Source organism: Burkholderia sp. KJ006, from assembly GCF_000262695.1.
Lineage (GTDB): Bacteria > Pseudomonadota > Gammaproteobacteria > Burkholderiales > Burkholderiaceae > Burkholderia > Burkholderia vietnamiensis.
This window is the reverse complement of the sequence record NC_017921.1, coordinates 683923-696107: the sequence shown is the minus strand read 5'-3', so window position 1 is coordinate 696107 and position 12185 is coordinate 683923. Positions and strand designations below refer to the sequence as shown.

8 protein-coding genes and 1 pseudogene are annotated in these 12185 nt (G+C 68.1%); all 9 read left to right on the top strand.

Going from position 1 to position 12185, the window contains the following annotated elements; genetic code table 11:
- Window positions 1–79 precede the first annotated feature (79 nt).
- Entirely contained in the window at window positions 80–1438 is a 1359-nt protein-coding gene (locus MYA_RS17200) for an NAD(P)/FAD-dependent oxidoreductase (RefSeq protein WP_011881236.1), read from the top strand.
- Window positions 1439–1755: 317 nt separating this feature from the next.
- Window positions 1756–2190 (top strand): hypothetical protein, encoded by a 435-nt coding sequence (locus tag MYA_RS17195; RefSeq protein WP_011881235.1) that lies wholly within the window; start codon window positions 1756–1758, stop codon window positions 2188–2190.
- 276 nt (window positions 2191–2466) lie between these two features.
- A pseudogene (locus MYA_RS32195) lies at window positions 2467–2639 on the top strand (histidine-type phosphatase); the annotation flags it as partial.
- 97 nt (window positions 2640–2736) lie between these two features.
- Complete coding sequence (locus MYA_RS17190) at window positions 2737–3027, top strand: hypothetical protein (RefSeq protein WP_011881233.1); 291 nt, start codon at window positions 2737–2739, stop codon at window positions 3025–3027.
- A gap of 445 nt (window positions 3028–3472) precedes the next feature.
- Window positions 3473–5119, top strand: a complete 1647-nt coding sequence (locus MYA_RS17185) for an EAL domain-containing protein (protein WP_041494048.1) — start codon at window positions 3473–3475, stop codon at window positions 5117–5119.
- A gap of 210 nt (window positions 5120–5329) precedes the next feature.
- Complete coding sequence (locus tag MYA_RS17180) at window positions 5330–6922, top strand: PAS domain-containing hybrid sensor histidine kinase/response regulator (RefSeq protein WP_014724334.1); 1593 nt, start codon at window positions 5330–5332, stop codon at window positions 6920–6922.
- Window positions 6923–7053: 131 nt separating this feature from the next.
- Window positions 7054–9420, top strand: a complete 2367-nt coding sequence (locus MYA_RS17175; RefSeq protein ID WP_014724333.1) for a DNA polymerase II — start codon at window positions 7054–7056, stop codon at window positions 9418–9420.
- Between the two features lie 477 nt (window positions 9421–9897).
- Window positions 9898–11964 (top strand): FUSC family protein, encoded by a 2067-nt coding sequence (locus MYA_RS17170; protein WP_014724332.1) that lies wholly within the window; start codon window positions 9898–9900, stop codon window positions 11962–11964.
- Window positions 11961–12185 carry a DUF1656 domain-containing protein gene (locus MYA_RS17165; protein ID WP_011881228.1) on the top strand — a complete coding sequence of 75 codons (225 nt, stop codon included), beginning with the start codon at window positions 11961–11963 and terminating at the stop codon, window positions 12183–12185. Before MYA_RS17170 ends, MYA_RS17165 begins: the two co-directional genes overlap by 4 nt.

Here is a 12185-nt window from a genome sequence, read left to right as displayed (position 1 = left end):
AATTGTTTGCGCAGGTTCGAAACTATATCGTCGGTTCCTGAGGAATGTCATTCGAATCATCATCAAGCGGGAGCCCAACATGAACCACAACACGCACACCGTTGCAACGGACCGCGCACCACCCACGCCGCGCATCGTGATCGTCGGCGGCGGGGCCGGCGGCCTGCAGCTCGCGACGCGCCTCGGCGACACGGTCGGGCGCCGCGGGCAGGCCGAAGTCGTGCTCGTCGACCGCTACCCGACGCACTTCTGGAAGCCGCTGCTGCACGAAGCCGCATCCGGCCATCGCGATCCGGCCACGCACACGATCGAATACGTCGCGCAGGCCAAGCGCCACGGCTTCCGGTTCGTGCAGGGCGCGCTGCAGGCGCTCGACCGCGCGACGCGCACGGTGACGATCGCCGCCGTGCACGACGCCGACGGCACCGAGATCCTGCCGCAGCGCGAACTCGGCTACGACGACCTCGTGCTCGCCGTCGGTAGCGTGACGAACTTTTTCAACGTTCCGGGCGCGGCCCGCCACGCGCTGCCGCTCGAAAACCTCGACCAGGCGGAAGATTTTCGGCGCAAGTTCCTCGCCGCATGCACGCGGGCCAACCACGCGGCCGAGCAGCATCCGGCGCGGCGCGCGGCACCGGTCTGCATCAGCGTGATCGGCGCGGGCGCGACGGGCGTCGAACTGGCCGCGGCGCTGCGTCACGCGGTCCAGCAACTGACGACGTATCGCTTCAAGGCGCTGGTGTCCACGCGCGACGTGCACATCCGGCTGATCGAAGGCGGGGCGCGCATCCTGCCGGCGCTCGACGAGCGGCTGTCGGCGCGCATGCATGCGCAGTTGCGCACGCTGAGCGTCGACGTGCTGACGGATACGCGCGTCGCGCAAGTCGATGCCGACGCGGTCACGACCGCGACCGGCGAGCGGCTGGCGAGCGACATCACGATCTGGGCGGCCGGCGTGGCCGGCCCCGCGATCCTGCGGGAGCTCGGCGGTATCGCGCTCAACCGGTCGAACCAGGTGATCGTGACCGACACGCTGCAAACGCCCGACGATGCGCACGTGTATGCGTTCGGCGATTGCGCCGCGTGCCCGTCGGCCGATGCGCTGAGCGTGCTGCCGCCGCGCGCGCAGGTCGCGCACCAGCAGGCCGTGTACCTCGGCGACGCGTTCGCGCGGCGCCTCGCCGGCAAGCGGGTGGCGCGCTTCGCGTTCCGCGATGCGGGCACCGTGGTGTCGCTCGGCCACACCGGCGCCGTCTATCAGGCCGACTTCGGCGCGCGGCCGCGCTCGGTGATCGTCGACGGGCTCGCCGCGATCGGGCTGTACAAGTTCCTGTACCGCAAGCATCTGTTCAGCGTGTACGGACTGAAGCGCGCGCTGTTCCAGTCGCTCGGGCACTGGCTGCAACGCCGCAACCAGCCGTCGATCAAGCTGCACTGAGCGCGGCTTGCACGGTGCCGCAACACCGCGTATCGCGCGCACCACGCGATACGCGGCCCGCTGCGGCGCACGGCCGTGGTGCAGCGATCGGCTGCGCATGTTTGGTGCATCGGGCGAAGGCCGTCGCGCCGATGCCGAACCTGCGTGTCGTGCTGCATCGCGCACTTCCGCACCAGTCATGGCCCGCGATGCCATTCATTAGTCGAATCGTATGGGTCGGATATAAATATTAATTGGTCGCATATTCCGGATCGACGCTAAGGTGTCGAGCATTCCCGTCCGCGAACGGATCGTCACGTGTCAGGAGAGGAATCACCGTGGTCATTGAAGCCATCGTCACCCGTCTCGATGCTGCATTCGCGCAGATCGAAGCGACACCCGATTCGCACGAAGCACGCAACCAGCGCGACGCCATCATCCAGTGGCTCGACAGCGCATCCGAGCAAGGCTATCGGCTCGGCCTCGTCACGACGCTGCCGGCCGCCCGCCTCAGCGACATGTTCGAGGGGCAGTTCGGCCGCGCGACCCTCGACCGCTTCGCGGTCGTCGTGACCGACGCCGATCAGCAGGATGCCGCAGCGAACCGCCATCCGTTCGACGTCGCGCTGCAAGCGCTCGGCGTACCGCCCGAATGCGCGGTGGGCGTCGCCAGCAGCGAGCCGGAGCGCCGCGAAGCCGAGATCTTCGGCCTGTCGCGATGCATGCGCGTCACCGATACGATGCACGCGCTCGCATCGGCAAGCGTGCACTGAACCGCGCGCGTTCATACGGATACACTCGGCTGGTCGGGCGCGATGGCGCGCCATGCCGATCATCGCCTGACGACGCGCTGGCATTTTTGCCGTCAAAGTCGGCTGCGACATTCGCCGGCTTGATCGATTTCTTCCCGAGGCGGGACGGTGCGTGCATCGTCTCGCTCGTCGCGCAACGGCGCCGGTTCACCGATACACAGAAGGTTGTGACACCAAGACGAAGATCGCTGCGGCGGTCGACGCGGTGAACGGGCGGCGTCATCGGAAAGGCTGAACGTCCGCGACGCGGAGCCTGTCACGTACCGGATGACAAAGCGGCTGCATGACGATTTCTTCAACGTGGTCGATGCAATCGCACGCGGCGGCCCGATACGCGCCGCAACGCTGCGCTCCCATTCGCATCCGTCATGGGCCTGAAGAACGCTTTCATGGCAACGCCGCACGCGCGGCTACGGTCCAACGCGGAACCGCATGCGAACAGCCAGCGGCCGCGCCGAAACTCCGCCGACACCGCGAGGTCGAACGAGCATCGTCGGAGAAAGTGACATGAACCACACCGCCCCGCTCGCCATCCTGCTCGTGCTCGTTGCCGCCAGTTCGCCCGCATACGCCGACGCGAGCGCCAACATCCCCACCGCGCAGGTTCCGCCGCAGCAGAAGAACTGCGTGCCGTCCTCCAGCGTGCGTCAGCCTTCGAATCGGCCGCCGATCCGCGTATGCGTCGGCGATTCCGACACGCAGCTGAACCTGCCGTGGTTCGTCACCGACGTGCTCACCGCCGTGGACACGCGTCAATCGCCTCGCGCCCTGTTGCACCGGATGCGCGACGATTTCTGAATCCCGGCGCGCCGGACGCTTCGGCCTACAGCGCGCCATAACGCGGCGTTCCCGGATTGGCCGCGGTATCACCCAGATAACCGACGTTCATACGAGATAGGCGGCTGATGGCAACGTATACGCCGTCCCACGAATATTTACGATCACACGTTAATCTACGACACAGCATTCAATTAACAAACTACGATCAACAATTGAGGGATCCATCGTATACTTGCCGCACACCGTCCTCGTGCCAAGAGAAGGTGGGTTCCGCCCGGCCGCATTCGATGCGGCCGGGTTTTTTTACGCGCCATCAATATATATGCGTAATCGATGTATGTTATGGAGAGCCGCGTCGAACCCGTGTCCCCGCATCGTTATCGCTTCGCGTGTGTCGCGAGCGTAGAATCGACTGACGTCCCGCTACCGGCGCGGACCGCCGCGCTCCGGCCAGGCACGGCGAATGCTTCGCGCCCATTCATCGACCGGTTCGACGAGCATGCCCATACGGACAACAACGAGCGCGACCCGACGAACGTCCGCGTCCACGCCGGGCGCGAAGCCGGTATTCCATCGCGCCGACGCCGCGCAGCACATCGTGTTGCCGATTGCCCTCCTCGCCTGCATCGTCGTGCTCGTCCTCGCGCTCGTCATGGCCGACCGCATGGCGCGCGACTCGGTCACGCGCCACGAGCGCACGGTCGCGACCGATATCGCGATCTCGATCGACCATATCCTCGACGGCGTGCGCTCACGGCATCCCGGCGAACTCGACGCGCTGATCGGCCGGCCCTGCGCCAGCGTGTCCAGAACGCTCGCCGAAGCGGCCACGCGGCTGCGCTACCTCCGTGCGGTCGGACTGGTCAACGGCGGCCGCGTCACCTGCTCGTCCGCGCTCGGCCCGGTCGATGTTCCGCTCGACGTTTACACGCGCACGCCGGCGTCGGCCGGCACGACGCTCGCGCTGCTGGAGCAGACGCCGTTTCAGCGCGGCGTGCCGGTGCTCGCGGTCGTGCGGGCGGCAACGCCGGGCTCGGGCGTGCTGTACCTGATCGAAGGCGACTATGTGGCCGACATGCTCGCGTACGGCGCGCGCTTCGGCGCGGCGACGGCCACGCTGTCGGTCGCGGGCTGGGGCGGCCTCGATCAGCGCGGCCGCTTCATGCCGCCGCACCCGGCGGCCGCGCCGGCGGGCAGCGCGATCACGTCGAGCGCGTGGCCGTTCACGGTGTCGGTCGCGGCGTCGCAACCGTACGTCTCGCAGGTGTATCGGCGCTATCGGCTCGTCTGCCTGACGATCGCGCTGCTCGTGAACGGTCTCGTCGCGGCCGCGTACCTGCTGGCGATGGCGCCGCGCCGGCTGCTGCTGAAGGCGGTCCGCCACGCGCTCAAGCGCGGCGAGCTTCACGTCGTCTACCAGCCGATCGTCGACGTCGAGACGCGCCGAACGGTCGGCGTCGAGGCGCTGCTGCGCTGGCAGCATCCCAAATGGGGGGCCATCGGTCCGGCGGCATTCGTCCCCGAGGTCGAGTCGAGCTCGATCCTGCCGAAGATCACCGAATTCGTGCTGCGCACGGCCGTGTCGGAACTGGCCGACCTGGCGCCGTCGACGCCGCTGCGCATCGCGATCAACATCGCGCCGCAGGACCTCGAACGGCCGCGCTTCGTCGCCCTCGTCGCCGAGGCGATTCGCCGGCTGCCGCCGGGATGCACGCTGGTGCTCGAAGTCACCGAGCGCGTCCTGCTCGAGAAGAATGCACGCACGACGGAGATGTTCGCCGCGCTGCGCGCGACGGGCGCGAAGTTCGCGATCGACGATTTCGGCACGCATCACAGCAATCTCGACCTGCTGTCGCGCTTTCCGTTCGACTACGTGAAGATCGATCGCCAGTTCATCTCGCAGCTGACGACCGGCAACGCCAGGCTGATCGAGGGCATCGCGGCGCTGGCGCGCCATTACGACGTGACCGTCATCGCCGAGGGCGTGGAGACGGAGGAGCAGCATCGCGCGCTACGCGCCGTCGGCGTGCAATATGCGCAGGGCTTTCTGTATCACCGGCCGCAAGACCCGGAGAATTTGAAGCGCGATTTCGCGGCGATGCCGGCCTGAGCGCGCCGCGTCGCGCGCCCGCGTGCGGGCGCCGTCGCGAGGCGGCGCCGACGGGCCGCGGTGCTGGCGCTGGTGCTGGTGCAAACGCCCACGCGAGCATCAACGCCAACGCCGAAGCGAGCACCAATCCCCATCGCGGCCCAGCCAGCGACGGCCCACCGCACCGCGACCGAGCACGCGGCGCGATCGCCACACAGAACGAGTATCCCGATGACGCCAGACCATCCGCCGCCCATCCCTTCGAACCGCGAGCCGGTCGCGCACGATCAGCCGCAGCTCCACCGCTACGCGGAGTTCCGGTTCCAGACGGTCGTCTCGTCGATCACCGACTATGCGGTGTTCATGCTCGACACGCACGGCAACGTCGCGACGTGGAACGCGGGCGCGGAGCGCATCAAGGGCTACCGCGAGGACGAGATCGTCGGCCGCCATTTCTCGCGCTTCTATCCGCCCGACGCGATCGCCGCCGGCCGCCCGGCTCAGGCGCTCGAAACCGCGGTCGCGTCCGGGCACTTCCAGGACGAAAGCTGGCGCGTCCGCAAGGACGGTTCGCGCTTCTGGGCCAGCGTGACGATCACGGCCGTGCGCGACGAGTCGAACACACTACGCGGCTTCATCAAGATCACGCGCGACATGACCGAGCGCAAGCGCGTCGAGGAACTGGAAACGGCCACGCGGCGGCTCGACGTGTTCATCGCGACACTCGCGCACGAGTTGCGCAACCAGCTCGCACCGCTGCAGCACACGATCGGCATCCTTCACAGCCTGCCGGCGGCCGGGCTCGGCCCCGCGCTCACGCAATGCAAGGACATCGCCGAGCGGCAGATCGGCCAGCTCGTGCGGCTCGTCGACGATCTGCTCGACATCGGCCGCATCAAGACCGACAAGGTGGATCTGCAGCAAGCGCCACTGAACGTGCGCGACATCGTCTATCGCAGCGTGCAGAGCATCCAGCCAAAGGTCGATGCACGCGGACAGCGCATCGTCGTGCGCCTGCCACCCGCGCCGGTGATCGTGCGCGGCGACGACGTGCGGCTCGTGCAGGTGCTGTACAACCTGCTCGACAACGCATCGAAGTATTCGCCGAACGGCGAGCACATCGAAGTCCACGTGCGCACCGAGGCGAGCGTGGTCGCGATCGACGTCGTCGATCGCGGGATCGGCATCGTCCCCGGCGCGCAGGAGTCGATCTTCGAACTGTTCGAACAGGACAGCAGCGCGGGCCGCCTTGCGGCCGGCGGGCTCGGTCTCGGCCTCGCGATCTGCCGCAAATTCGTCGGCCTGCACGGCGGCAGCATCACCGCCGACAGCGCCGGCATCGGCAAGGGTTCGTCGTTTACCGTGCGGCTGCCGCTCGCGCAGCCGGCCGAACGCGTCGAGCCGGCGCGCGTCGCACCGGCACCGCTCACGACGCGCCCGCTGCGCATCCTGGTCGTCGACGACAATCGCGAAGCGGCCGACACCCTCGCCGTCCTGCTGGAGATCAAGGGCCACACGGCGCGCGTCGCCTACCACGCGCGCGATGCGGTGCCGCTCGCGCGCGACTTCGCACCGCAGCTGATGCTGATCGACCTGAGCATGCCCGACGTCAACGGCTTCGAGCTGCTGCGTGAACTGAACGCGACGCGCATCGCGCCCGATGCATTCCGTGTCGCGCTGTCGGGGCACGTGCGTTCGTCCGATCGCAAGGAAACCGCCGACGCCGGCTTCGACGACCATTTCGCGAAGCCGATTCCGATCGAGGCGCTCGATGCGTTGCTCGCGCGCGTCGACGCCGCTGCGCAGCGCCACGGCGAAGGTTGAGCACGCTGCTCGATGCGGCACGCGCAACGCGCGGCCCGCCCGCGCCGCCTGACGCCATCGACGCACGCGCGGCGGCCGGCACGCGCAAGCGCTAAAATTCGCCGCCTGGGCATCCACGACGAGCGAGCGTTTTGACGGAGTTCGAGCAGGGTTTCATCCTCACCCGCCACTGGCGGGACACCGCGTCCGGCATCGAGATCGAGTTCTGGCTGGCAACCGAACACGGTCCGCGCCGGGTGCGGTTGCGCCCGCAGGAAGCCGTCGCGTTCGTGCCGGCGCAGCAGCAGGCGCTCGCCGAGCGCGCGCTGGCCGGCGAGCGCGATGCCGAATGGCGTCCGCTCGCGCTGCGCGACTTTCGTCAGCGCCCGGTGGCCGGCCTCTACTGCCGTCGCTACCGCCATCTGAGCGCACTGCAGAAGCGCCTCGCGTCGGCCAGCGTCGACGTGTACGAAGCCGACGTGCAGCCGCCCGACCGCTACACGATGGAGCGCTTCATCACCGCGCCCGTGCTGTTTCGCGGCGCCGTCGCCGCCGACGGCACGCTGACCGACGGCGAACTGAAACCGGCGGCCGATTACCGGCCGACGCTGCGCTGCGTGTCGCTCGACATCGAGACGAGCGTGAACGGCGAGCTGTATTCGATCGCGCTCGAAGGCTGCGGACAGCGACAGGTCTACATGCTCGGGCCGCCGAACGGCGACGCGCGGGCCATCGACTTTCGCCTCGACTACTGCGACAGCCGCGCCGAGCTTCTCGCGCGGCTCAACGACTGGTTCGCCGAGCACGATCCCGATGCGGTGATCGGCTGGAACCTCGTGCAATTCGACCTGCGCATCCTGCACGCGCACGCGCAGCAGTACGGCGTCGCGCTGAAACTCGGGCGCGGCGGCAGCCTGCTGGAATGGCGCGCGCACGGCCAGCAGCCCGATCACTTCTTCGCGGGCGCGGCCGGGCGCCTGATCCTCGACGGCATCGACATGCTGAAATCGGCGACGTGGACGTTTCCGTCGTTCAGCCTTGAATACGTGTCGCAGGCGCTGCTCGGCGAAGGCAAGTCGATCGACAACCCATATCAGCGGATGGACGAGATCCAGCGCCGCTTCGACCACGACAAGCCGGCGCTCGCGCACTACAACCTGAAGGACTGCGAGCTCGTCACGCGAATCTTCGCGAAGGCCGACCTGCTGTCGTTCGCGCTCGAGCGCGCGACCGTCACGGGCCTCGCGGCCGACCGCACGGGCGGCTCGGTCGCGGCGTTCACGCATCTGTACCTGCCGCGCATGCACCGGCTCGGCTACGTCGCGCCGAACCTCGGCGACGTGACCGGCCAGAACAGTCCCGGCGGCTTCGTGATGGATTCGCGACCCGGCCTGTACGACTCGGTGCTCGTGTTCGACTACAAGAGCCTCTATCCGTCGATCATCCGCACGTTCCTGATCGATCCGGCCGGCCTGATCGAAGGGCTCGCGCATCCGGACGATGCGGCATCGGTGCCCGGCTTTCTCGGCGCGCGCTTCTCGCGCACCGCGCATTGCCTGCCCGACATCGTGCGACGCGTGTCGGAAGGCCGCGACGAAGCGAAACGCCGGCGCAACGCGCCGCTGTCGCAGGCGCTGAAGATCATCATGAATTCGTTCTACGGCGTGCTCGGCTCGACCGGCTGCCGCTTCTTCGATCCGCGGCTCGCGTCGTCGATCACGATGCGCGGCCACGAGATCATGCATCGCACGCGCGAGCTGATCGAGGCACAGGGCTACGAGGTGATCTACGGCGACACCGATTCGACGTTCGTGTGGCTCGGCCGCGCACACGACGACGACGCGGCGGCCGCCACCGGCCGCGCGCTCGTCGCGCAAGTGAACATTTGGTGGCGCACGCATCTGCGCGAACGCTACGGGCTCGACAGCGCGCTCGAGCTGCAATACGAGCGGCACTACCACCGCTTCCTGATGCCGACCGTGCGCGGTGCTGAGGAAGGCAGCAAGAAGCGCTACGCGGGCCTCGCGCGCGCGGCGGACGGCGGCGACGATCTCGTCTTCAAGGGGCTCGAAACGGTGCGCACCGACTGGACGCCGCTCGCGCAGACGTTCCAGCGCGAACTGTACCGGCGCGTGTTCAAGCGCGAGCCGTACCAGGATTTCATCCGCGACTACGTCAGGCGCACGCTCGCCGGCGAATACGATGCGCAGCTGATCTATCGAAAGCGGCTGCGCCGGCCGTTGAGCGAATATCAGCGCAACGTGCCGCCGCACGTGCGCGCCGCGCGGATCGCCGATGAATTCAACCAGGCGCGCGGGCGTCCGCTGCAGTACCAGCGCGGCGGGTGGATCAGCTACGTGATGACGACCGCCGGCCCGGAGCCGCTCGAGACGATGCGCTCACCGATCGACTACGCGTTCTACGTGAGCCGCCAGCTGCAGCCGGTTGCCGATGCGATCCTGCCGTTCCTGCGCGACGATTTCGAACGCGTGATCTCCGGCCAGGGGCAATTGTTCTGACGTCGCGCGGCTGCGCGAGCGGCCGTTCCTTCATACGGTTGCGCGTGCAACCGCCTCGCCTGCACCTGCCGTACGCCGATCGGCATTCCGACGGCCGCGTGCATCGAGCGATAAGTAAAACCGATCGACCCGGTCGGAAATCCGACTTGGACGGCGCGCACGCCGCAGCGCACAATTTCGTCCATCGCAATCGAATGAAACCCTGATCCTTCGCAACGCGTTTTCGTGGCGCCGCGCTGAACGACCGCGTATCGCCACACGCTTGAATAACAAGGAAAAGGCGCGCTCGCCGTGCTTGAAATGCCTCCAACGAACCATCCCTGCGTGCGCCGCCGCGTTCGCGCACGCTCCGTTTCCGTCCGCCGCGACGCATGCAGCCCACCGGTGCCGCACGACATGACGTGCAGCACGCCGCCTCCGGCGCCGTAACGCGCCCGCAGCAAACACTACTCCCCCGTCTCGCCCGAGGAAACCGACGTGTCGCAAGCCACCGTCGCGCCGCTACGGCCGCGCGACCCCTTCTCCATCGATCCGAGAAAGCTGCTGTTCTCGGTCACCACCTTCGTCGCGGCCGCGCTCGTGCTGCTGATCTCGTTCGCCGTCAGCTTTCCGCGCCCGTGGTGGGCGCTGCTCACGGTATACGTGACCGCACAGCCGATGGCCGGCACGTTCCGACCGAAGACCATCTATCGCGTGGCCGGCATCGCGACCGGCGCGATCGTCACCGTTGCGATCGCACCCAATCTGCAGAACTCGCCGGCGCTGCTGGTGCTGTGCCTCGCGCTGTGGATCGGCTTCTGCATCTATCTCGCGGTGCTCGATCGCACTCCGCGCGCGTTCCTGTTCCAAATGGCGGCGTTCAGCTCGGCCGTGATCTGCTTTCCGTATCTCGACGATCCGACCAACATCTTCATCACCGCCGTGTCGCGCGTCGAGGAAATGTCGGTCGCGATCCTGTGCGTGACGATCGCGCACCGCGTCGTGAAGCCCGCGAACAACCGGCCGGTGATTCACGAACGCGCGCTGTCGTTTCTCGGCGATGCATGCCGCTGGACCGCCGAGGCGTTCGGCACCCGCCACGCGCGCCTCGAACACGCGCATCGCCGCAAGCTCGCCGCCGATGTGACGGAGCTCGGCATCATCGCGACGGCGCTGCCGTTCGATCAGCGCTTCGCGCTCGCGACGCGCGACACCGTCACCGCATTGCAGCACCGCCTTGCCGCGCTGCTGTCGATCGCGTCGGCCGCGGCGAACCGGCTCGACCAACTGCGCGCGCTGAACGCGGTCGATGCGGACACCGCCACGCTCGTCGACGCGGTGATCGCCGACCTGCACGCGTCACAGGAGGTCGGCGACGCGCTCGACGCCGGCCTCGCCGCGCGCTGCCGCGCCCTTGCCGCCGAGCGGCTGCACGATTCGACGTGGACGTCGCTGCTCGCCGCAAACCTGTTCGACCGCACCGCCGATTTCATCGACACGCTGCACGCGGCCCGCACGCTGGTGCGCAGCTTCGCCGCAAGCGACGCCGAGCTCGCGCGCCACCTGACGCCCGCGGACGCAACGCGCCGCTTCGCGCTCGCGCGCGATCACGGGCTCGCGCTGCTCGCTGGCGCGGCGACGGCCACCGCGATCGTCATCTACTGCGCGGTGTGGATTCTCCTCGCCTGGCCGAACGGGTCCGCGACCGCCGCCTTCGCCGCGCTCGTCACCTGCTCGTTCGCGGCGCAGGACGATCCGGCGCCGATGATCGGCCGCTACCTCGTGTCGACGCTCGTCACGTTTCCGCTCGCCGCGCTGTACCTGTTCGTGATCCTGCCGCGGGTCGACGGCGCCGGGATGCTGATCCTGACGCTCGCGCCGGCGCTCGTCTGGATGGGCTACATCCAGGCCGATCCCGCACGCACCGCGCGCGCGCTTCCGATGTTCTCCTGCTTCATCGTCGCCATGGGCTTTCTCGATCGTTTCCAGGCCGACTTCGCGCTGTTCCTCAACACGGGGCTCGCGCAGATCGGCGGCATCGCCACGACGCTGGTCGTGAGCAAACTGTTCCGCTCGGCCAGCACGCGCTGGACCGCATACCGGATCGTGCGCCAGAACTGGGCCGATCTCGCGCAGATGGCCGACCCGCGCCGGCCGCTCGATGCGGCCACGTGGACGGCGCGCGCGATCGACCGGCTCGGTCAGGTCGCAACACGTATGGCGTTCGCCGATCCGGACGACGCGTTGCACGCGGTCGACGGGCTGAGCGACCTGCGCATCGGCCGCAACATCATCCAGGCGCGCGAGGGGCTCGATCGAGGCGACGCGAATACGCGCCCGGCAATCGAGGCCGCGCTCGCGCAGGTGTCGAACCTGTATCGCGCGCGCGCCGACGCCCGCCATCCGATTGCAGCCGACGCAACGCTGATGCGCGCGCTGAATCGCGCGATCGCGGCCGTCGCGCGCGACCCCGCCGGCCGCGACGACGCCACGCTGCTCGCGCTGGTCGGCATGCGCTGCAACCTGTTTCCGCATGTTCAACTCGTCGAAGGAACGACGCGATGATCGAAGAGATCCACATTTTCGGCATCTACATGCCATCCGCGCTCGCCTGGGCCGTCGTCGCGCTCGGCGTCACGTTCATGCTGCGCGGGATGCTGGTGCGGCTGCGCCTGCACCTGCTGCTGTGGCAGCCCGCACTGCTCGAACTGGCCGCCTTCTTCGCGCTGTGGTGGGGTATCGCCCGCATTGCCGACGCCTGTCTCCCGCATCGACTCCTCTCCTGA